We start from the raw sequence: 19,664 nt of genomic DNA, 5'->3' as shown, positions 1-19,664 counted from the left end.
TCTCTTGCCCGGACTGGCGGATCGCGGGCCCCTGATCGAGAGGAACCCGGATCATGGATGATCTTTCCCTTAACGGGCTGCGATTCGCGGCCAAACGTATGCAGCGCGCCCATGCGGCGGGCGAGGCCTGGGCCGTGGAGCGGCTGAAACAGTACGGGCCGGGCAAGCCGGCGGAGGCGCTGGTGCGCGCCGATTTCCTGCACGCGGTGGCGCGGGAGGCGGGGTTCGAGAGCTGGCCCCGGCTGAAGGCGGCCGCCGAGGCGATGGGGATGGACCGGGCGGCGGCGTTGCAGCAGCTGAAGGTCGCGCTGTTCCGGGGGCAGGTGGCGCGGGTGGAGGCGTTGCTGGCGCGGTTCCCGGATTTGGCGGACGGGCAGTTCGGGTTGGAATGCGCGCTCTACCGGCGGGAGGCCGTCGAGGCGGCGCTGGCGAGGGAGCCGGGGCTGGCGGTGGCGAAGCTGGGACCGCGGACGCCGATATTGCACCTGGCGTTCTCGCGGTGGATTCATGCGCGGCCGGAGCTGGCGGCGGACATGCTGGGCGTGGCGGAGGCGTTGCGCAAGCATGGGGCGGATGTGAATGACGGGTTTGCCGAGGCGCCGGGGGGGCCGGTTCTGTCGGCGCTTTATGGCGCGGTGGGGCATGCGGACAACATGGTGCTGGCGGAGTGGCTGCTGGCGCAGGGGGCCGATCCGGATGACGGCGAGTCGCTCTATCACGCCACGGAGCTGGGGCATCATCGGGCGCTGGGGATGCTGCTGGCGGCGGGGGCCGATCCGAAGGGGACGAACGCGCTGTTCCGGGCGATGGATTTCCACGATCACGCGGCGGTGGAGATGTTGCTGGCGCATGGGGCGAAGGCGGAGGAGGGCGAAGCCGGGGGCGCGATTTCGGCGCTGCACCATGCCGCGCGGCGGATGAACGATGCGCGGATGGTGGAGCTGTTGCTGGACGCCGGGGCCGGGACGGCGCGGCGCTGGCAGGGGGTGAGCGCCTACGCGATGGCGCGGGTTTACGGGAACAGGGCGCTGGTGGAGGCGCTGGAGGCGCGGGGCGTGGACCGGGCGTTGAGCCGGGAGGAGGCGCTGCTGGCGCGTGCGGCGGAGGGGGGTGAGAGCCCTGGGGAGTATATCGACCCCGAGACGTTGCCGCGTGCGTTCCGGGGGCTTTTGCGGGAGCTTGTGCATTTGCCCGACCGGCTGGATCACATGCGGCGGCTGGTGGCGCTGGGCCTGCCTTATGACGCGGCGGATGCGCATGAGAAGGTGACGCCGACCCATGCGGCCGGGTGGGAGGGCAAGCCGGAGGTGCTGGCGTGGTTCCTGTCGCTGTCGCCCGACCTGGGCCATGTGAACGGCTATGGCGGCACGCTGTTGTCGACCATCCTGCACGGGGCGGAAAACAACCCGGCCAGGGCCGAGCGGGACCATATCGGCTGTGCGCGGCTGGCGCTGGAGCAGGGGGTGGCGCTGCCAAGGGCCCTGATCGGGCAATGCGGGCGCGAGGACATAGCGGCGTTCCTGCGGGGCTGGGCCGAGGCGCGGCCGGGGCAGGTGGTGGGCGGGCCGGGATAGGCGGCGACGCAACAGGCTTTTCCGGGTGCCGCAAAGCTGCTTATAGTGGTGGTCGTGTTCCATTTTCCCCGGGGGGAGAGACCATGCGGCTGAGGGGTATCCGGCGGAGCCGGAATGTCGAGGACCGGCGGCGGTCGGGCCGGGCGGGTGCCGGGATCGGCGGCGTCGGCCTGCTGGTGGTGGTGGCGATCGCCTATTTCGCGGGGGTGGACATCACCCCGCTGCTGGAGGGGCAGGACCCGTTCTCGCAGGGCGAGGCGCCGAGGGAATTGTCGGCCGAAGAGCAGGAGGCGGGGCAGTTCGCGAGCCAGGTGCTGGCCACGACCGAGGAGGTCTGGACGAAGGTCTTTCCCGACGCGTTCGGGCGGGACTACGTGCCGCCGGTGCTGGTGCTGTTTTCCGGCGTGACGCAGAGCCCCTGTGGCGGGGCGTCCGGGGCGACGGGGCCGTTCTATTGCCCGGCGGATGAAAAGGCGTACCTGGACACCGCGTTCTTCGAGACGCTGGGCCGGCAGCTTGGGGTGAAGGGAGATTTCGCCGCTGCCTACGTGATCGCCCACGAGGTGGCGCATCACGTGCAGAACGAGCTTGGCATCCTGCCGGAGGTGAACCGGATGCGGCAGGCGAGTGACAAGGCGCAGGCCAACGCGCTGACCGTTCGGCTGGAGTTGCAGGCGGATTGCCTGTCCGGCGTCTGGGCGCGGAACGTCGATGGCCTGCTGGAACCCGGTGACGTGGAGGAGGCGCTGAACGCCGCGCGGCGGATCGGCGACGATTACCTGCAGGAACGCGCGGGCCGGGTGCCGCAGCCGCATACCTTTACGCACGGCACGTCGGAGCAGCGGGCGGGGTGGTTCGCGCGGGGCTACGAGAACGGCGATCCGGGGGCCTGCGACACGTTCGGGGCGGACCGGATCTGAGATGGAGGCGATGTCGGGATTCGTGATCTTCGGCCTGCCGGTGGCGCGTGGCATCCTTGCCATCGCGCCGATGCCGGGGCGCGGGGGGCATTATGCCGAGGATATCGCCCACATGAAGGACTGGAAGCCGGCGCTGGTGATCTCGATGGTGACGGAGGTCGAGATGGTGGCGGCGGGGGCAGGCGACCTTGGCTCGGAACTGCTCAATTCCGGGGCACGGTGGCATCATATCCCGTGCCATGATTTCGGCGTGCCCACGGGCGAGGCCGAGGCGCTGTGGGAGGCCGCCAGCGAGCGCGCCTGTGCCGCGCTGAGGGGCGGGGGCCGGGTTCTGATCCATTGCATGGGCGGCTGCGGGCGGTCGGGGACCGCCGCGCTGAAGCTGATGGTGGCCTGTGGCGAGAAGCCGGGGCCGGCGCTGAAACGGCTCAGGGCGGTCAGACCTTGTGCAGTGGAGACGGCGGCGCAGTATGACTGGGCCCGTAAGCGCTAGCCCCAGTTGCATGTAGCGGCGGCGCCGATAGAGTGGCGGGCGACGGCGCCGGTGGCGGGGCCGGGATTTGAGTGTTTCTGGAAAGATGAAAGCCGGGGGCGGCAAGCCCCCGCAAGGGACAAGGGGACAGGCATGGGTCTTGTGGGCAACTGGTCGTATCCGACCGCGGTGAAATTCGGGGCGGGGCGGATCGCGGAGCTGGGCGAGGCCTGTGCCGCCGCCGGCATGAAACGGCCGCTGCTGGTGACGGACCGGGGGCTGGCCGGGCTGCCGGTGACGCAGGGCGTGCTGGAGCGGATGGAGGCGGCCGGGCTGGGCCGGGCGATGTTCTCGGAGGTGGATCCGAACCCCAACGAGATGAACCTTGCCGCCGGGGTGGCGGCCTATCACGAGGGCGGGCATGACGGGGTGATCGCGTTCGGCGGCGGCTCGGGGCTCGACCTTGGCAAGCTGGTGGCGTTCATGGCGGGCCAGACGCGGCCGGTGTGGGATTTCGAGGATATCGGCGACTGGTGGACGCGGGCCGATGCCGAAAAGATCGCGCCGATCGTGGCGGTGCCGACGACCGCCGGGACCGGGTCGGAAGTGGGCCGGGCCGGGGTGCTGACGAATTCCGACACCCATGTGAAGAAGATCATCTTCCACCCGAAGCTGCTTCCGGCGGTGGTGATCTGCGACCCGGAGCTGACGGTGGGGATGCCGAAGCCGATCACGGCCGGCACGGGGCTCGATGCGTTCGCGCATTGCGTCGAGGCGTTCAGCAGCCCGCATTACCACCCGATGAGCCAGGGCATCGCGCTGGAGGGAATGAAGCTGGTGATCGAGAACCTGCCGCGGGCCTATGACGATGGCGGGGATATCGAGGCGCGGGCGCACATGATGAGCGCCGCCGCGATGGGGGCCGTGGGCTTTCAGAAGGGTCTGGGGGCGATCCATGCGCTGAGCCACCCGGTGGGGGCGCATTTCGGCACGCATCACGGGACGACGAATGCGGTGTGCATGCCGGCGGTTCTGACGTTCAACGGGCCGGTGATTGCCGAGCGGTTCGACCGGGCGGCGCCGTATCTCGGGATCGAGGGCGGGTTCGACGGGTTCCGGGCCTTCGTGGACGGGTTCAATGACCGGCTGGGGATTCCGAAGGGGCTGGCGGCGCTTGGCGTCACGGAGGAGAGCATCCCGGCGCTGGTGAAGGACGCGGTGACCGACCCGAGCTGTGGGGGGAACCCGGTGGAACTCAACGAGGAGAACCTGGCGGAGCTGTATCGCGCGGCGATGTGAGGGGTTTGGTGGGTTGGCACCCACCCTACGGGTTTCGCGAGGGGCGCGAGGTCCCGGCTCGGGGGCCGGGACGGGTGGTGGTGCGCGCGGGGCGGTTTAGGGGCTTGCCAGGCCGAGGCTGTTGAGGGTGCGGTCGGTTTCTGTTTCCCACCTGGCGCGGAGTTCGACGTTGGGGGTGTGGCGGAGGCCCATGGCTTTCAGCGCGTCGAATTTCTGTGATGTCGTGGTGCCGAAGGAGGCGGCGACGCGGGGCCACCAGTAATCGACGGAGGTTTGCAGGGTGGCCTTGTCCTCGGTTTCGAGGAGGCGGTCGATGCCTTCGCGGGCGAGGACGGCGTGGTGCTCCTCGACCGGCAGGATGGCGCGGAAGGCTTCCGACAGGGGCTGGTAGGAGACGTGGATCATCTCGCCCAACTGCACCACGACGGCACGGCCCATCAGCAGGTTCATCACCACGGCGTCGGCCCAGCCGTCGATCGGGTAGTTGAGGACGGAAAGGCGCATGTCGTGCTCGCCCCGCCGGGTGCCGATATCGGCGTCGCGTTCCAGTCGGGCCGTCCAGGGGTGGTGGTTGGCGTAGCGGTCGGTGTCGGCGCCGAATTCGCCCATGATGCGCAGGACGCGGTCGGCGTTGTCGGTCTTTTCCAGCACGATCCGGGCGGCGGCGATGCGTTCCTTGATGCCGGGGCCGGAGTTGATGAGGTCGGCGAAGCCCGCCGCACCGGCGAGGGAGCTGTCGACGAAGCTGGCCATCATCTTGAGCAGTTCGGCGCGGTAGCGCGGGGGCACGTTGGCCGGGCTGGTCAGCTTGCCGCCTTGTGCGAGGTAGTCGGAAAGGGGCATGTCCTCGGCCATTTGGGCGGCCTCCTCTACTGGTCGTAGTCGACGGTGACGCGGTCGGTGAGGGCGTAGGACTGGCAGGAGAGCACGTAGCCCTTTTCGACCTCGTAATCCTCGAGCGCGTGGTTGGTGAGCATTTCGACCTCGCCCTCGATCACCCGGCAGCGGCAGGTGGAGCAGACGCCGGCCTTGCAGGCGAAGGGGGCGTCGAGGTCGCTGGCGAGGGCGGCTTCGAGAATGCTCTGGTCCTTGTCGGCGGTGACGGTGCGGGTGGCGCCGTCGAGCGTGATGGCGACGGTGGTGGTGTCGGCCTTGCTGTCGGAGGATTTGGGCAGGGTGGCGCGCTTGAGGCGGCCGGGCTGGGCGGAGGCGAAGAGCTCGAACTTGATGTTGGCGTCGTCGAGCCCCGCCTTGCGCAGCGCCGAGGCGATGCCGAGCATCATCGGCTCCGGCCCGCAGATGAAGGCGGTGTCGATGGAGGCGGCGTCGATCCAGCCGCTGTCGAACAGCTGGGCGCATTTTTCTTCCGTCACGAGGCCGGTGAAAAGGTCGATTTCCTGCGCGTCGGTTTCCAGCACGTGGATGACGTTGAAGCGGCCGAGATGGAGGTTCTTGAGGTCGTCGAGCTCCTCGCGGAACATGATCGTGTTCACGCCCTTGTTGGCGTAGACCAGCGTGAAGGTGGAGTTGGGTTCCTGCGCCAGCGTGGTCTTGATGATCGAGAGGACGGGCGTGATGCCCGAGCCGCCGGCGAAGCCGAGGTAGTTGTTGCGGTTCGCGGGGTCGAGTTGGGTGAAGAAGCCGCCCATCGGGGGCATGGCCTGCAGCACCTCGCCCGGTTGCAGGTCTTCGTTGGCCCAGGTCGAGAAGGCGCCGCCGTCGACGCGCTTGATGCCGACCTGAAGCACGCCGTCTTCCTTGCCGGCGCAGATCGAGTAGGAGCGGCGCAGTTCCTCGCCGTCGAAATCGCGGCGGAAGGTCAGGTACTGGCCCTGGGTGAAGTCGAAATGCTCGGCCGCGCCGTTGACGGGCCTGAGGGTGACCACCACGGCGTCGCGGATGGTCTTGCGGATATCGGTGACTTCGAGATCGTGGAACCGGGACATGGCGTTTCTCAGATGCACTTGAAATAGTCGAAGGGTTCGAGGCAGTCGCGGCAGCGCCACTGGGCTTTGCAGGGGGTGGAGCCGAACTGGCTGAGCCGTTCGAGGTTGTCGCTTTGGCAGCGGGGGCAGGCCTTGGGGCCGCCGGCCGGTTGCGGGGGCGCGATGCCGTAGGCTTCGAGCTTGGCGCGGCCTTCCTCGGTCATCCAGTCGGTTGTCCAGGCCGGGCTGAGCTGGCGCTTGAGGGTCAGCTTGTCGATGCCGTGGGCGCGCAGGGCGGCCTCGATCTCCATGTTGATAAGCGAGGTGGCCGGGCAGCCGGAATAGGTGGGCGTGACGGTGACGGTGAGGGTGTCGTCGGCCCAAGCGACATCGCGGATGATGCCGAGGTCGGTGAGCGAGATCGCCGGGATCTCCGGGTCGGGGATCTCATTCAGCCAGTGCCAGACCTGTTCGGTGCTTGGCCGTTGCATGGCGGTCACCATGTGTTGCCCGGGTAGGCGCGCTGGAGCCACTGCATCTGGGTCAGGATGTGGCCCAGGTGCTCGGTATGCATCCGGCCGTTGCGGCCGCCGGAATGGGCGAAGCGGTCTTCGGGCAGGGTGAGGGTGGCGCGGGCCATGACGCGCTCGACGAAGGTGTCGTATTCGGAGCGCAGGCTGGCCGGGTCGGGGGCGATGCCGGCGGCGGCCAGGGCGGCGTCGCCTTCATCCGAGAGGAAGAATTCGCCCACGTAAGGGTAGAGGTAGTCGAGGGCGGCCTGCATGCGGGTGTGGCTTTCCTCGGTGCCGTCGCCGAGGCCCACGACCGTGTCGGCGGAGCGTTCGACGTGGTAGGCCACCTCCTTGGTGGCCTTCTCGGCGATCTCGGCGATGCGGGGATCGGCGGAGTTGGCGAGGCGCGGCATGAGGATCGACGACCACGCGTCGAAGAAGAATTGCCGCATGAGGGTCTGGCCGAAATCGCCGTTGGGGAGTTCGACCAGCAGGACATTGCGGAAATCCCACGCGTCGCGGAGGAAGGCGAGATCGTCGGCCGACTTGCCTTCCCCCTGCACCTCGGCCGCGTAGCCGAGCCAGAGCTGGGTCTGGCCGATCAGGTCGAGCGCGGTGTTGGCGAGCGCGATATCCTCTTCCAGCACGGGGGCCTTGCCGCACCATTCCGACACGCGGTGGCCGAGGATGAGGGTGTTGTCCCCCATCCGCAGCAGGAATTGCAGCAGCGCGGTCTGGTCGATATCGGCCATTACATGTGCCCCACGTCGTCGGGAATGTCGTAGAAGGTCGGGTGGCGGTAGATCTTGCTTTCGGAGGGCTCGAAGAGCGGGCCCTTCTCGCCCGGCGCGGTGGCCGAGATGTGGCGGCTTTCCACGACCCAGATCGAGACGCCCTCGTTGCGGCGGGTATAGACGTCGCGGGCGTTCTTGATGGCCATCTCGGCGTCGGGCGCGTGGAGGGAGCCCACGTGCCGGTGGTTCAGGCCGTGCTGGCCGCGGATGAACACCTCCCACAGGGGCCATTCGTGGCGGGGGGATTTGCCTTTGCCCTCGCTGTCGGGCAGTTCGCCGGGGGTGACGGAACTCATGTGCGTGGTCTCCTATTCCGCTGCGACCTTGCGGGCGGCGGATTTGCGGGCGTGGGCGAGCAGGCCGTCGCGGACCCATTGCCCCTCGTCCCAGGCTTTCTGGCGGGCGGACAGGCGCTCGGCGTTGCAGGGGCCGTTGCCCTTGAGGACGTTGAAGAACTCGTCCCAGTCGGGCTGGGAGAAGTCGTAATGGCCGCGATCCTCGTTCCACTTGAGGTTCTCGTCGGGAACGGTGAGGCCGAGGAATTCGGCCTGTGGCACGGTCTGGTCGACGAATTTCTGGCGCAGCTCGTCATTGGTGTTCATCTTGATCTTCCACGCCATCGACTGGGCCGAGTGGACGCTTTCAGCGTCGGAGGGCCCGAACATCATCAGCGAGGGGTACCAGAAGCGGTTGAGCGCATCCTGGGCCATGCGTTTTTGGGCCTCGGAGCCTTGCGCCATCTTCATCATGATGTCGTAGCCCTGCCGCTGGTGGAAGCTTTCCTCCTTGCAGATGCGGATCATCGCGCGGGAATAGGGGCCGTAGGAGGTGCGCTGCAGCGGGACCTGGTTCATGATGGCGGCGCCGTCGACCAGCCAGCCCACCGCGCCCATGTCGGCCCAGGTGAGGGTGGGGTAGTTGAAGATCGAGGAGTATTTCATCTTCCCCGACAGGAGCTGTTCGGTCATGTCGTCGCGGGTGATGCCGAGTGTTTCGGCGGCGGCGTAGAGGTAGAGGCCGTGGCCGGCCTCGTCCTGCACCTTGGCCAGGAGGATCATCTTGCGTTCCAGCGTGGGGGCGCGGGTGATCCAGTTGCCCTCGGGCAATTGGCCGACGATCTCGGAATGGGCGTGCTGGCCGATCTGGCGGATCAGGGTCTTGCGGTAGCCCTCGGGCATCCAGTCGCGGGGTTCGATCTTGATGTCGGCATCGACGCGGTCCTGGAAGGCGCGTTCCTCGTCCGACATCTCCTCGCGCGGAGTGACGCCTTTGCCGGTGCTCTTGACCATCTGTGCATACATGAGTTCGGTCCTCCCGTTCGTCGCGCTGAATTAACCGACCGTGCGGTCGAAGTAGGGCAATCATCGATTCGCTTCAAGGGAAATGTTACGGATTGTGCCGTTCCGGCAGAATCCTGTAACAGTTCAGGCCGCACCGGTCAGAGCCGCTTGGCCACTTCCTCGAGCATCACTTCGGTCGCGCCGCCGCCGATTGCCTGAACGCGGGCGTCGCGGGTCATTCGTTCTATGGTGGCTTCGCGCATGTAGCCGAAGCCGCCGTGGAATTGCAGGCAATCATACATCACTTCGTTGACCAGTTCACCGCACAACGCCTTGATCATCGAGACCTCGCGCGTGACCTCCTCGCCATTCGCGTCACGGGCGGCGGTGGCGTAGACGAATTGGCGGGCGGCGGCGACGCGGGCGGCGAGCATGGCGAGGCGCTGGCGGATGGCCTGCTTGTCCCAGAGGGGGGCGCCGAAGGCCTTGCGGTTCTTCACGTAGTCGAGGGTGAGGTCGAGGGCGGCCTGGGCTTCGCCCATGGCCATGGCGCCGAGGACGATACGCTCGTTCTGGAAATTCTTCATGATCGAGTAGAAGCCGCGGCCTTCCTCGCCGAGCATATTCTCGGCGGGGATGCGGCAATTGTCGAAGGCGAGTTCCGCCGTGTCGGAGGAGCGCCAGCCATGCTTGTCGAGGGCGCGGGAGACGGTGAAGCCGGGGGTGCCTTTCTCGACGAGGAACATGGTGACCGACTGGCTGGCGGGGCCTTGCGCATCGGTCTTGGCGGCGACGCAGTAGAGGTTGGCGTGGACGCCGTTGGTGATGAACATCTTGGCGCCGTTGAGGATGAAATCGTCGCCGTCGCGGCGGGCGGTGGTGCGGATGCCCTTCACGTCGGAGCCGGCGTCGGGTTCGGTGACGCCGACGGCGGTGATGGTGTCGCCCGAGATGATGCCCGGCATGTGGGCGGCCTTCTGGGCGTCGGAGCCCGCGTTGAAGAGGTGGACGGAGGCCATGTCGGTATGGACCAGCACGGTGATGGCGAAGCCGGCGTAGGTGGAGCGGCCGAGTTCCTCGGCCAGGACGGCGGTGGCGCGGGTGTCCATCGCCGAGCCGCCGTATTCCTCGGGGTAGCGGATGCCGAGGAAGCCGAGCGCGCCCATTTCGCGGAGCACGTCGCGGGGGACGGCGCCGTCAACCTCCCATTGGTCGGCGTGGGGTTGCACCTTCTCGGCCACGAAGCGGCGCAGCTGGTCGCGCAGCATTTCGTGTTCCTCTGTCAGGAACAGGTGTTGTGTCATGCGTCCTCCCTTGACCGGCGCGGGGTCGGCGCCGGGTCAGGGTATCTGAGCGCATGCCGGGGGCCGATGCAATGCCCGTGTCAGGCGGATTTGCGCATGTCGGGGATGGGCTGGGGCCGGATCGTCTTGTCCTCGGCGAGGGTGACGTAGAAGGTCGAGCCGACGCCCTCGACGCTTTCGAAGTCGATCTGGCCGCCATGGGCCTGCATGATGTGGCGCGAGATGTTCATGCCGAGCCCGGTGCCGCCATGGCGCCGGATGTCGGAAGAGTTCACCTGGCTGAACTGTTCGAAGACCTTGTCGGAGGCGTCCTTGGGGATGCCGATGCCGTAATCCTTCACGGCAAGGCTGATCTGGTCGTCATGGGCGTAGAGGCTGATCTCGACCCGGCCACCGGTTTCGGAGAACTTGGCGGCGTTGGAGAGCATGTTGACCAGCACCTGTTCGAGGCGATGGCGGTCGGCGTTGACCCAGTATTCGCGCTTGGGCGGCTCCATGTGCAGGGTCACGTCGAAGCGTGCCGCATAGGGCCGGGTGCGGTCGACCGTGGCGGCGGCCACGGCGCCGAGCTCGATCGGTTCGACGTGAAGCTCGAGCTTGCCGGTCTCGGCGCGCTGCAGGTCGAGCAGGTCGTTGACGAGGTTGGCGAGGCTTTCGCTGTTGCTGCTGGCCATGTTGAAGAGGTGCTGCATCTTCGGCGGCACGGTGCCGAGCGCGCCCGAGTTGATCAGCTGGAGCGAGCCCTTGATGGCGGTCAGCGGCGTGCGCAGCTCGTGGCTGACGGTGGCGAGGAATTCCTGCTTGGCGTTGTAGGCGGCCTTGGTCTTTTCATGCTCGGCGACCAGCGCGTTGATGTAGCGCAGGTTCTTGACGTAGCCGACGAGGAAGTTCCGGCTGCATTCGATGATGAAGGACAGCACGAAGAGCACGGTGAAGAACTGGAGCCAGAGCGGCGAGGTCAGCTCGGGCTTGACGGCCACGAGGTCGCGGATCGGGATGTAGAGCAGCGCGACGAAGTAGACCGACAACCGTATCATCAGCGCCGACAGGATCTGGTGGTTGTTGATGCAGGCGAAGATCGATGCCGAGAACAGCATGAAGAGCGCCAGGAAGTGCATCGAATGCCCCTGCTGGGCGGCGAGCGAGATCGAGAAGAAGGCAATGACCGTGGCGCTGAACAGCGTGCCGACATTGATCATCCGCACGAAATGCCGGGCCTTGGCCCAGTCGCGGTCGCGCCAGCGCAGGACCTGGTTGAACACGTGACCATCGAACGCCTCGCCAAGCCAGACCATGGCGTAGAAAAACAACGCTGTCGAAGCGTCGTAATAATACCCGGCTAGCAAAATCGCGGCACTGTAGATTATGATTCGCTGAAGAAAAAGCTGACGGCCGACGGCTGAATAATCCCGCAAGCGCCGCTTCAGGGAAACGATGTCCGCCGGTCCTGCAATGGAGGATCGTATCGCTTCAAGTCCTGGGGTCATTTTTCCTAGCCAAATCAGTTGCAACCAAAGCGTTAACGGGCAATAATGGCACAACTTTGGCTGTATCGACGGGGAGTGTGGTTTCAGGAGGGTAATATCCGGGCTTCACGGCCTAAAGTAGGCGAAAATAAGAAAATCTCGCAGCTCTGAGGCAGTAATAAGGTGGGCTATCAATCTGTAACCAATTTGCAGGGACGCGCGAAACGCGTTTTCCCTGAGCTTGAGCCGGCTGGCGGCCGGCAAATGGTATGGCACAGCGATGCCGAACCGCCCCCTGTCTCGGAACAGGCGGGGCGGGCCAATTTTGCCAAGCCGCCGACGCTTCGGGCGACGACCCTGTCGGTGAGCAATTTCCACCAGCATGGCGAGTTGTATGCCGAGTTCCTGAAGGCCCGGAAGCGGGTGTTCATCGATGGCAAGGGGTGGGACCTGCCCTCGACCGAGGGTATGGAGTTCGACCAGTACGACACGCCGCTGAGCCGCTGGATCGTGGTGCACGAGTTCGGCGAGGTGCTGGCGGGCATCAGGCTGACGCCGTCGACGGCGCAGTGCGGGATCTACAGCTACATGCTGCGGGATGCCCAGCGGGGGCTGTTGAAGGATATTCCCGCGACGGTGCTGCATTACCGCGCCCCGGTGTCGGACAAGATATGGGAGGCCGCCCGGCTTTTCGTGTCGGACGGGCAGCCGGCGAGCCGGCGGTCGCTGTTGCAGAAGACGCTGCTTCTGTCGATGGCGCGGTCGGCCGTCGAGGTGGGGGCGACGCAGGTGATCGGCATCGTGCCGGCGGTCTTCCAGCGCTGGATGGCGCGGATCGGGATGAGCGCCCTGCCCATCGGCCCGCGGATGGAGATCGACGGGGACCGCACGCAGGCCGCGATGATGAACGTGCGCGCGCTGGTCGAGGGGCTGACCAACGAGGGGTAGCCCCGTTTGTCTTCCAGGTTCGAACAAGGGCCCGCCGTCTTGTGACGGCGGGCCTTTTGACAGGTGCCGGGCCGGGTTGTAAGGCAGGCGAGCCGGCGGGAGCGTGAAGGGGCGGGGACGACATGGAACATGGTGGCATAGCGTTCGACCTTGACGGGCCAGAGGATGGCGCGCCGGTGGTCCTGATCCACGGGCTGGGGCTGAGCCGGGCGATCTGGTCGGGATACCTGCCCCTGCTGGCGGCGGAGCACCGGGTGCTGTCATACGACCTGCCGGGCCACGGGCAGAGCGGGCCGGCGCTGGAGGAAATGACGCTGGAGCGCTACGCGGTGCAGCTTCGCGGGCTGATGGATCACGCCAGGATCGAGAGCGCGACGGTGATCGGGTTTTCGCTGGGCGGGATGATCAACCGGAAGCTGGCGATGACGGCGCCGGAGCGGGTTCGGGCGCTGGCCATCCTGAATTCGCCGCATGAGCGGACGCCGGAGGCGCAGGCGCAGATGGAGGCCTTCGCCGGCCAGAGCGCGCAGGGTGGCCCGGGCGCGACGATCGACGCGGCGCTGGCGCGGTGGTTCACCGAGGGATTCCGCGAGACGCATGGCGAGGTGGTCGAGGCCGTTCGGGCGCAGGTGCTGTCCTGCGACCCGCAGAGCTATGCCGGGGCGCGGGCGGTGCTGGCGCGGGGGGTGACGGAGCTGATCGCGCCGGAGCCGCCGATCACCTGCCCGACGCTGATCGCCACGTCGGAGAACGACACCGGCAGCACGCCGGGCATGGCGCGTGCGATGCAGGGGGAGATCGCAGGGTCGGTTCTGGAGATCGTGCCGGAGGTGAAGCATCTCGGCCTGCTGGAGCGGCCGGAGGCGTTCGGGCGGATGTTGCAGGCCTTCCTGGAGCGGGCGCGGCGGGGCTGAGCCCGGACGCCAGGGAAAGCCCGGTCTTCGTCCTCGATGCGGCGGCCGTGCCGATCTGCGGCAAAGGCGTGCGCCGAAGCAGGCCCGTGATTCTCGTCCGGCCGGCAAGGTGTTGAAAAGGCAGGCAGATTGTCGCGGGTGCGGGCCGGTCAGAGGAGGGTGTGCATCTTTCCCAGCGCGGTCGTGCCGAGCTCGTCCAGCACCCGGCCGCGCAGGCTTCGCATCGCCTCGAGCCACTTGTCGTGGTCGGCGGATTTGAAGGCGACGAAGCGGGCGACCTCGGGATGGGGCAGGATCAGGAAGCTTTCCCTGGCGATGCCCTCGACGACGGCGTCGGCCACGGCGGCGGGCGAGAGCAGGCCCGGCTGATCGGCGGCGGCTTCCGCATCCTCGTAGCCGAGCAGGGGCGTCGCCACGTATTGCGGGCAGATGACCGAGACCCGGATGCCGTCGCGGCCATGGGTGATGGCGAGGGATTCGGCGAAGCTGACAGCGGCGTGCTTGGTGGCGGAATAGGCGGCGTCGCCGATCTGGTTCAGCAGGCCCGCGGCGGAGGCCATCTGCAGCAGGTAGCCCGTGCCGCGGTCGATCATGCCGGGGAGCAGCGCGCGGGCGGCATAGACATGGGCCATGACATGCACCTCCCAGGCGCGGGTCCAGTCGGCGTTGCTGGCCGAGGCGGCATGGGTGGGCTCGCCCAGGGCCAGCCCGGCATTGGAACAGAACAGGTCGACCGGGCCGAATGCGGCTTCGGTGTCGCGGACGAGGTCCTGGATGTCGGCCTCCCTCGTGACATCGCAGGCAAGGCCGAGGCCGCCGAAGGTCGCGGCCACGGTGCGGGCGGCGTCACCCTCGAGATCGGCCACGACGACGCGCGCACCCTCGGCCGCGAAGCGCCGGGCCATCGCCGCGCCGATGCCGCTTGCCCCGCCGGTGACGATGACGGTCTTGTCTTGCAGGTGCATGGGGGTCCTCCTGTCGGCGTATCCGGGCCGCCGGGTCTCGGCAAGCTCGGGAGGGTCCTACGGGAGAAAGCGCGATTCGGAGACAGAAAACCGCGGGGCGAGGTCACGCGGCCTGCCGGCGCCGTCGCCTGGCGAGTCGGACCGGCCTGGACGCGGTTGTGGCGATACGGGGGATCGGCAGACGCCTTGAAGCGTCGGTAACAGTGGTGAGCCGTGCAGGATTCGAACCTGCGACCCACTGATTAAAAGTCAGTTGCTCTACCAACTGAGCTAACGGCCCACTAGGCGGCCTATCTAGAAAGTGGCGGGGGGGCGGTCAACCCATAATTTGGGGAATTTCACGCGCCCGCTGGATTCGTTGCGGGCGGGCCGTTATATGCCGGCGCATGAGCACGGATCAGCATAGCGGATTGCCCTTCATGAAGATGCACGGGTTGGGGAACGACTTTGTCGTGCTCGACGGGCGTGCGCGGGGGATTGCCGTGTCGGCGGGGCTGGCCGTGGCGCTGGGGAACCGGCGGACGGGGATCGGGTTCGACCAGCTGGCGTTGATCGAGACGGGCGAGGGCGGGGCGGATGCGCGGCTGACGTTCTGGAACGCGGACGGGTCATTGTCGGCGGCGTGTGGCAATGCGACGCGGTGCATTGCGCGGTTCCTGATGGACGAGACGGGGCGGGACCGGCTGCACCTGGTGACGGCGCGGGGGGATCTGTACGCGGTCGATGCGGGCGACGGGCTGACCTCGGTCAACATGGGCCAGCCGCAGCTTGACTGGCAGGAGATCCCGCTGGCCGAGGAGATGGACACGCTGGAACTGCCGATCGAGGGGGGGCCGACCGCCACGGGCATGGGCAACCCGCATTGTACTTTCTTCGTGGAAAACGCCGAGGCGGTGCCGCTGGAGCAGTTCGGGCCGCGCTATGAGCATCATCCGTTGTACCCCGAGCGCACCAATGTGCAGGTGGCGAGTGTCATCGGCCCCGATCACCTGCGGATGCGGGTGTGGGAACGGGGTGCGGGGCTGACGCTGGCGTCGGGGTCGTCATCTTGCGCCGCGGCCGTTGCGGCGGCACGGCGGGGGCTGACGGGGCGCAAGGTGCAGGTTGACCTGGATGGCGGGACGCTGTGGATCGACTGGCGCGAGGACGGCGTCTGGATGACCGGGCCGACCACGCATGTGTGTGACGGGGTGATCACGGCGGATTTCCTTGGGGGCGTGGCATGAGCGCGCCTGTGTTTTCCACGCTGGGCTGCCGGCTGAACGCCTACGAGACCGAGGCGATGAAGGAGCTGGCGGGGTCGGTGGGCCTCGATAACGCGGTGGTGGTGAACACCTGCGCGGTGACGGCCGAGGCGGTGCGCAAGGCGCGGCAGGAGATCCGGCGCTTGCGGCGGGAGAACCCGGGCGCGCGGCTGATCGTGACGGGCTGTGCGGCGCAGACGGAGCCGGAAACGTTTTCGGCGATGGACGAGGTCGACGCGGTCATCGGCAATACCGAGAAGATGCAGCCCGAGACGTGGCGCGGGATGGCCGCCGATTTCATCGGGCAGACGGAGGCCGTGCAGGTCGATGACATCATGTCGGTGACCGAGACGGCCGGGCACCTGATCGACGGGTTCGGGACGCGGAGCCGCGCCTACGTGCAGGTGCAGAACGGGTGCGATCATCGCTGCACCTTCTGCATCATCCCCTATGGCCGGGGCAATTCGCGGTCTGTGCCCGCCGGCGTCGTGGTGGAGCAGATCAAGCGGCTGGTGGGCAAGGGGTTCAACGAGGTCGTGCTGACCGGCGTGGACCTGACGAGCTGGGGGGCCGATTTGCCGGTGGCGCCGAAGCTGGGCGACCTGGTGATGCGGATTTTGAAGCTGGTGCCGGACCTGCCGCGGTTGCGGATCTCCTCGATCGATTCGATCGAGGTGGACGAGAACCTGATGCAGGCGATTGCGACGGAGCCGCGGCTGATGCCGCATCTGCATCTGTCGTTGCAGCATGGCGACGACCTGATCCTGAAACGGATGAAGCGGCGGCATTTGCGGGACGACGCGATAAGGTTTGCCGAGGAGGCAAGGCGGCTCAGGCCGGAGATGACGTTTGGCGCCGATATTATTGCAGGCTTTCCGACGGAGAGTGCCGAGGCCTTCGAGAACTCGCTGAAGCTGGTGGAGGAGTGCCACCTGACCTGGTTGCATGTCTTCCCCTACAGCCCGAGGCCCGGCACGCCGGCGGCGCGGATGCCGCAGGTGAACGGCAAGGACATCAAGGCGCGGGCGGCAAGGTTGCGGGCAGCGGGGGAGGCGCGCGTGGCGGCGCACCTTGAAGAACAGCAGGGCCGGGCGCATCGGGTGTTGATGGAGAATGCGCGGATGGGCCGGACCGAGCAGTTCACCGAGGTGGTGTTCGGCGAGGACCGGGAGGAAGGCGCCATCGTCGAGGCGACGGTGACGGGCGTGGAAGGGCAACGGCTGACGGCGGCGTAGGGCGCGTGTGAACCCGCCGTTGCGCCGGTAGACGTGGAGGCTATGGTGGGTTGGCACCCACCCTACGGACCTTGCCCATGCACCCGAACCCGGCCTTTCGTCAGACGCCCGAGGCGCGCAATATCGGTTTTGCCCGCGAGCAGGGGTTCGGCCTGCTCTGCGTGGGGACCGGGGACGCGCCGCTGGTGAGCCATATCCCCTTCCTGTTGTCCGAGGATGGCAGGCGCGCGGAGTTTCACCTTGTCCGGTCAAACCCGATCGCGCGCATGCTCGCCGCGCCCTTGCAGGCGCGTCTCGCGGTGCAGGGGCCGCATTCCTATGTCTCGCCCGACTGGTACGGGGTCGAGGACCAGGTGCCGACGTGGAATTACATCGCCGTGCACCTGGTGGGCGAGGTGAGCCTGCAGCCGCAGGACCGCCTGCGCGACCTGCTCGACCGGCAGTCGGCGGTGTACGAGGAAAGGCTTGCGCCCAAGCGGCCATGGACCTCCGGGAAGATGAGCGATGGGGTGATGGAGAAGATGATGCGGCAGATCGTGCCCTGCGTCATGGCGGTGGCGGAGATCCAGGGGACGTGGAAGCTGAACCAGAACAAGCCGGAGGAGGTGCGCCTGCGGGCTGCCGGCGAGGTGGAGGCGCAGGGGCCGGGGCAGGAGGCCGCGGCACTGGCCGCCCATATGCGTGCCCCGGACGGATAGCGATGGACAGGGCGGCGGCACGGCCCTAGCCTGCCGCTCGAATGCTCAAGGGAGGCCCGCCAACATGAAACTGATCGCCGCATTGCCCTCGCCCTTCGTCCGCAAGGTGCGGGTGCTTCTGCACGAGACCGGCCAGACCGATGCGGTCGAGCTGGTGGAAATCTCGACCACGCCGATGAATACCGACGCGCAGGCCGCCGCCGCCAACCCGGTGGGCAAGATCCCGGCGCTGGTGCGCGAGGACGGGCCGGCGATCTATGACAGCCGGGTGATCTGCCGCTATCTCGACGACCGGTTCGGCGCGGGGCTCTACCCGCAGGCGCGGGTGTGGGAGACGCTGACGCTGGAGGCGACGGCGGACGCGATGATGGAGGCGGCGGTGCTGATGGTCTACGAGCACCGGGTGCGCCCGCCCGAGAAGGTATTCGATGGCTGGATCGACGCGCAATGGGCCAAGGTGGCGCGCTGTGTCGAGGCCGTGAACGGGCGCTGGATGAGCCACCTGAACGGGCCGCTGGACATGAGTCATGTCGCCATCGGCTGTGCGCTGGGGTACCTGGATTTCCGCCACCCCGACCGGAACTGGCGCGAGGGGGCCGGGGCGCTGGATGACTGGTACGCGGTGTTCAGCGCGCGCGAGAGCATGAAGGCGACCGCGCCGGAGTGACCGGCGCGGTGCAGGGCCGTCAGGCGAGGCGGGCCCGCAGCCGTGGCAGGCGCGAGAGCAGCACGAGGTCGAAGAGCAGCACCGCGATCAGGGTGAGCCCCGCCAGCGGGAAGGCCAGCGATACGACCAGCCCCGTCAGCACCGCGCCGCGCCAGAGCGGCAGGTCGGCGGGAAGGGGCGGCGGCGACAGTCGAAGCTGGCCGCGCGGGCGGCGTTTCCACCACATGATCACGCCGCTGATGCAGAGGAACAGCACCGACAGGCAGAAGGCGGTGTTGGCCAGGACGCTCCAGAGACCGAGCGTGCCCATGTGCAGGGCGATGCCCACCGCCATGGCCTTGCCGAACAGCGAGTAATCCTCGTAGCGCACATCGGCGAGGATTCGGCCGGTGTACCGGTCGATATGGGTGGTGCGGTCGGCCGTGGGATCGGTGCTGTCGGTGTTCATCGAATCGCGGCTGAGCGTCCAGACGCCGGTGTCGCCCCGCGGCACGTTCATCTGGTAGCGCCCGTCGAAGCCGATCCGGCGGGCGAAGGCATCGACGGTATCGACGGTGAGCGGCGCGGCGAGCCCCTCGGTGCCGGCGTCGCTGCCAGAGGCGGGCATCGGGGTCTGTTCGAGCGCCCAGGGCACTTCCTTGGGCCCGTGGTTCATGCTGGCATGGGTGCTGTCCGAAAGCGGCACGTCGACGCCCCATTTGCCGGCCGGGAACTGGTTCCAGGCCTGTACGATCTTCTCGCCCCAGACGCCGGACCATGACAGGCCCGAGACGAGGAAGAAGACCAGGATGACCGAGACCCAGAGGCCCACGGCCCCGTGCAGCGCTCGCCATCCCGCGCGGCCGCGGCCGATGCGGGGCAGGAGCGCCCGGGCAAAGCCGGTGCCGCGCGGCCACCAGAGGTAGAGGCCGGTGGCGATCAGCACCATGCCGAGGGAGGCCGCGATCTCGATCATCCGGTCGCCGGTGACGCCCAGCAGCAGGTCGCCGTGGATGTTGTCCATCAGGTCGTACCAGCCGCTGCGGCGCGGGAAGGTGGCGAGTATTTCGGCGGTGTAGGGGGCGAGGGCGACCATGGTGGCGGTCTCGCCCTGATCGACGCGGAAGATGGCGGCGAGGTCGGGGGCGCGGGGGGCGATGTATTGCACGAGGTGGCTGCCGGGTATGGCGGTCAGCGCCGCCTCGGCCTGCACCGAGACGGCGAGCGGGGCCTCCTGCGGGGTGACGGGCAGGCGCTCGCCATCGCGCCCGTCGATCCAGGCGATCCAGAGCATGGCCATGCCGGTCAGCGCCAGCATGATGAAGAAGGGGATGATGTAGAGCCCCGCGTAGAAGTGCCAGCGCCAGGCGGCGCGATAGAACGGGGAGGCCGCCGCGGCGGCGGAGCGGTCACGCGCGGGCGTGCCGGTCAGGTCGGTCGAAACCATGGGAATAGTCCTCTGAAGGGG

20 protein-coding genes and 1 tRNA gene are annotated in these 19,664 nt (G+C 67.6%); 10 read left to right on the top strand and 11 right to left on the bottom strand.

Annotated features, from left to right (window positions below):
- Positions 1-53: 53 nt before the first annotated feature.
- From QUV18_RS01895 to QUV18_RS01880, 4 genes are all read left to right on the top strand, one after another.
- Positions 54-1,574 carry an ankyrin repeat domain-containing protein gene (locus QUV18_RS01895; RefSeq protein ID WP_300891579.1) on the top strand — a complete coding sequence of 507 codons (1,521 nt, stop codon included), beginning with the start codon at positions 54-56 and terminating at the stop codon, positions 1,572-1,574.
- 83 nt (positions 1,575-1,657) lie between these two features.
- A complete protein-coding gene (locus QUV18_RS01890) occupies positions 1,658-2,494 on the top strand; it encodes a neutral zinc metallopeptidase (protein ID WP_300891577.1) in 837 nt (278 codons plus the stop codon).
- Positions 2,495-2,504: 10 nt separating this feature from the next.
- The gene (locus QUV18_RS01885) at positions 2,505-2,987 is read left to right on the top strand and encodes a protein-tyrosine phosphatase family protein (protein WP_300891575.1); all 483 of its coding nucleotides are present in this window, start codon (positions 2,505-2,507) and stop codon (positions 2,985-2,987) included.
- Between the two features lie 132 nt (positions 2,988-3,119).
- Positions 3,120-4,265, top strand: coding sequence for an iron-containing alcohol dehydrogenase (locus QUV18_RS01880; protein ID WP_300891573.1), 1,146 nt, complete (start codon positions 3,120-3,122; stop codon positions 4,263-4,265).
- Between the two features lie 96 nt (positions 4,266-4,361).
- On the opposite strand, the gene QUV18_RS01875 is transcribed toward QUV18_RS01880, so the two are convergent.
- The 8 genes from QUV18_RS01875 to QUV18_RS01840 form a co-directional block, all read right to left on the bottom strand.
- Positions 4,362-5,120: a Phenylacetic acid catabolic protein gene (locus tag QUV18_RS01875; protein ID WP_300891571.1), complete on the bottom strand. Its 759-nt coding sequence runs from the start codon at positions 5,118-5,120 to the stop codon at positions 4,362-4,364.
- A gap of 14 nt (positions 5,121-5,134) precedes the next feature.
- Positions 5,135-6,211 carry a 2Fe-2S iron-sulfur cluster-binding protein gene (locus QUV18_RS01870; protein ID WP_300891569.1) on the bottom strand — a complete coding sequence of 359 codons (1,077 nt, stop codon included), beginning with the start codon at positions 6,209-6,211 and terminating at the stop codon, positions 5,135-5,137.
- An 8-nt stretch (positions 6,212-6,219) separates the two neighbouring features.
- The gene (paaD, locus tag QUV18_RS01865; RefSeq protein WP_300891568.1) at positions 6,220-6,693 is read right to left on the bottom strand and encodes a 1,2-phenylacetyl-CoA epoxidase subunit PaaD; all 474 of its coding nucleotides are present in this window, start codon (positions 6,691-6,693) and stop codon (positions 6,220-6,222) included.
- A complete protein-coding gene (gene paaC / locus QUV18_RS01860; protein ID WP_300891566.1) occupies positions 6,687-7,454 on the bottom strand; it encodes a 1,2-phenylacetyl-CoA epoxidase subunit PaaC in 768 nt (255 codons plus the stop codon). Before paaC ends, paaD begins: the two co-directional genes overlap by 7 nt.
- Complete coding sequence (gene paaB / locus QUV18_RS01855; protein ID WP_235607866.1) at positions 7,454-7,792, bottom strand: 1,2-phenylacetyl-CoA epoxidase subunit PaaB; 339 nt, start codon at positions 7,790-7,792, stop codon at positions 7,454-7,456. Before paaB ends, paaC begins: the two co-directional genes overlap by 1 nt.
- Positions 7,793-7,804: 12 nt before the next feature.
- Complete coding sequence (gene paaA, locus QUV18_RS01850) at positions 7,805-8,797, bottom strand: 1,2-phenylacetyl-CoA epoxidase subunit PaaA (RefSeq protein ID WP_300891563.1); 993 nt, start codon at positions 8,795-8,797, stop codon at positions 7,805-7,807.
- Between the two features lie 137 nt (positions 8,798-8,934).
- Complete coding sequence (locus QUV18_RS01845; protein ID WP_300891561.1) at positions 8,935-10,080, bottom strand: acyl-CoA dehydrogenase family protein; 1,146 nt, start codon at positions 10,078-10,080, stop codon at positions 8,935-8,937.
- An 80-nt stretch (positions 10,081-10,160) separates the two neighbouring features.
- The gene (locus QUV18_RS01840) at positions 10,161-11,390 is read right to left on the bottom strand and encodes a HAMP domain-containing sensor histidine kinase (protein ID WP_300891559.1); all 1,230 of its coding nucleotides are present in this window, start codon (positions 11,388-11,390) and stop codon (positions 10,161-10,163) included.
- Between the two features lie 420 nt (positions 11,391-11,810).
- Here QUV18_RS01840 and QUV18_RS01835 point away from each other — a divergent pair, with 420 nt between their 5' ends.
- On the top strand, positions 11,811-12,494 hold the full coding sequence (locus QUV18_RS01835; RefSeq protein WP_300891557.1) for an acyl-homoserine-lactone synthase: 684 nt from the start codon (positions 11,811-11,813) through the stop codon (positions 12,492-12,494).
- A 122-nt stretch (positions 12,495-12,616) separates the two neighbouring features.
- Entirely contained in the window at positions 12,617-13,408 is a 792-nt protein-coding gene (locus QUV18_RS01830; RefSeq protein WP_300891556.1) for an alpha/beta hydrolase, read from the top strand.
- Between the two features lie 149 nt (positions 13,409-13,557).
- Here QUV18_RS01830 and QUV18_RS01825 read toward each other — a convergent pair whose 3' ends face one another.
- Entirely contained in the window at positions 13,558-14,373 is an 816-nt protein-coding gene (locus QUV18_RS01825) for an SDR family oxidoreductase (protein WP_300891554.1), read from the bottom strand.
- A gap of 204 nt (positions 14,374-14,577) precedes the next feature.
- Positions 14,578-14,653 (bottom strand) — tRNA-Lys (locus tag QUV18_RS01820).
- A 106-nt stretch (positions 14,654-14,759) separates the two neighbouring features.
- Here QUV18_RS01820 and dapF point away from each other — a divergent pair.
- The 4 genes from dapF to QUV18_RS01800 all read left to right on the top strand — a co-directional run bounded on the left by dapF (position 14,760) and on the right by QUV18_RS01800 (position 18,217).
- Positions 14,760-15,599 (top strand): diaminopimelate epimerase, encoded by an 840-nt coding sequence (gene dapF / locus QUV18_RS01815; protein ID WP_300891553.1) that lies wholly within the window; start codon positions 14,760-14,762, stop codon positions 15,597-15,599.
- Entirely contained in the window at positions 15,596-16,852 is a 1,257-nt protein-coding gene (mtaB, locus tag QUV18_RS01810; protein ID WP_300891552.1) for a tRNA (N(6)-L-threonylcarbamoyladenosine(37)-C(2))-methylthiotransferase MtaB, read from the top strand. The genes dapF and mtaB overlap by 4 nt, the downstream gene beginning before the upstream one ends.
- A gap of 77 nt (positions 16,853-16,929) precedes the next feature.
- A complete protein-coding gene (locus tag QUV18_RS01805; protein ID WP_300891550.1) occupies positions 16,930-17,550 on the top strand; it encodes an FMN-binding negative transcriptional regulator in 621 nt (206 codons plus the stop codon).
- Between the two features lie 64 nt (positions 17,551-17,614).
- Positions 17,615-18,217, top strand: coding sequence for a glutathione S-transferase (locus QUV18_RS01800; RefSeq protein WP_300891548.1), 603 nt, complete (start codon positions 17,615-17,617; stop codon positions 18,215-18,217).
- A 19-nt stretch (positions 18,218-18,236) separates the two neighbouring features.
- Here QUV18_RS01800 and QUV18_RS01795 read toward each other — a convergent pair whose 3' ends face one another.
- The gene (locus QUV18_RS01795) at positions 18,237-19,643 is read right to left on the bottom strand and encodes a PepSY domain-containing protein (protein WP_300891546.1); all 1,407 of its coding nucleotides are present in this window, start codon (positions 19,641-19,643) and stop codon (positions 18,237-18,239) included.
- Between the last annotated feature and the right edge of the window lie 21 nt (positions 19,644-19,664).

It is taken from the genome of Roseovarius sp. (genome assembly GCF_030373445.1).
In the GTDB taxonomy this organism is placed as follows: Bacteria; Pseudomonadota; Alphaproteobacteria; order Rhodobacterales; family Rhodobacteraceae; genus Roseovarius.
The sequence above is the reverse complement of the archived record's forward strand: the minus strand, read 5'-3'. Positions and strand labels throughout refer to the sequence as shown.

Excerpts from the sequence above, each read along its gene's own strand:
- QUV18_RS01890 (WP_300891577.1), top strand. The coding sequence starts at position 1,658 with ATGCGGCTGAGGGGTATCCGGCGGAGCCGGAATGTCGAGGACCGGCGG.
- paaA (WP_300891563.1), bottom strand. The coding sequence starts at position 8,797 with ATGTATGCACAGATGGTCAAGAGCACCGGCAAAGGCGTCACTCCGCGC.
- QUV18_RS01795 (WP_300891546.1), bottom strand. The coding sequence starts at position 19,643 with ATGGTTTCGACCGACCTGACCGGCACGCCCGCGCGTGACCGCTCCGCC.
- QUV18_RS01875 (WP_300891571.1), bottom strand. The coding sequence starts at position 5,120 with ATGGCCGAGGACATGCCCCTTTCCGACTACCTCGCACAAGGCGGCAAG.
- paaB (WP_235607866.1), bottom strand. The coding sequence starts at position 7,792 with ATGAGTTCCGTCACCCCCGGCGAACTGCCCGACAGCGAGGGCAAAGGC.
- paaD (WP_300891568.1), bottom strand. The coding sequence starts at position 6,693 with ATGGTGACCGCCATGCAACGGCCAAGCACCGAACAGGTCTGGCACTGG.
- QUV18_RS01845 (WP_300891561.1), bottom strand. The coding sequence starts at position 10,080 with ATGACACAACACCTGTTCCTGACAGAGGAACACGAAATGCTGCGCGAC.
- mtaB (WP_300891552.1), top strand. The coding sequence starts at position 15,596 with ATGAGCGCGCCTGTGTTTTCCACGCTGGGCTGCCGGCTGAACGCCTAC.
- QUV18_RS01805 (WP_300891550.1), top strand. The coding sequence starts at position 16,930 with ATGCACCCGAACCCGGCCTTTCGTCAGACGCCCGAGGCGCGCAATATC.
- QUV18_RS01895 (WP_300891579.1), top strand. The coding sequence starts at position 54 with ATGGATGATCTTTCCCTTAACGGGCTGCGATTCGCGGCCAAACGTATG.
- QUV18_RS01800 (WP_300891548.1), top strand. The coding sequence starts at position 17,615 with ATGAAACTGATCGCCGCATTGCCCTCGCCCTTCGTCCGCAAGGTGCGG.
- QUV18_RS01880 (WP_300891573.1), top strand. The coding sequence starts at position 3,120 with ATGGGTCTTGTGGGCAACTGGTCGTATCCGACCGCGGTGAAATTCGGG.
- QUV18_RS01870 (WP_300891569.1), bottom strand. The coding sequence starts at position 6,211 with ATGTCCCGGTTCCACGATCTCGAAGTCACCGATATCCGCAAGACCATC.
- paaC (WP_300891566.1), bottom strand. The coding sequence starts at position 7,454 with ATGGCCGATATCGACCAGACCGCGCTGCTGCAATTCCTGCTGCGGATG.
- QUV18_RS01835 (WP_300891557.1), top strand. The coding sequence starts at position 11,811 with ATGGTATGGCACAGCGATGCCGAACCGCCCCCTGTCTCGGAACAGGCG.
- QUV18_RS01885 (WP_300891575.1), top strand. The coding sequence starts at position 2,505 with ATGTCGGGATTCGTGATCTTCGGCCTGCCGGTGGCGCGTGGCATCCTT.
- dapF (WP_300891553.1), top strand. The coding sequence starts at position 14,760 with ATGAGCACGGATCAGCATAGCGGATTGCCCTTCATGAAGATGCACGGG.
- QUV18_RS01825 (WP_300891554.1), bottom strand. The coding sequence starts at position 14,373 with ATGCACCTGCAAGACAAGACCGTCATCGTCACCGGCGGGGCAAGCGGC.
- QUV18_RS01830 (WP_300891556.1), top strand. The coding sequence starts at position 12,617 with ATGGAACATGGTGGCATAGCGTTCGACCTTGACGGGCCAGAGGATGGC.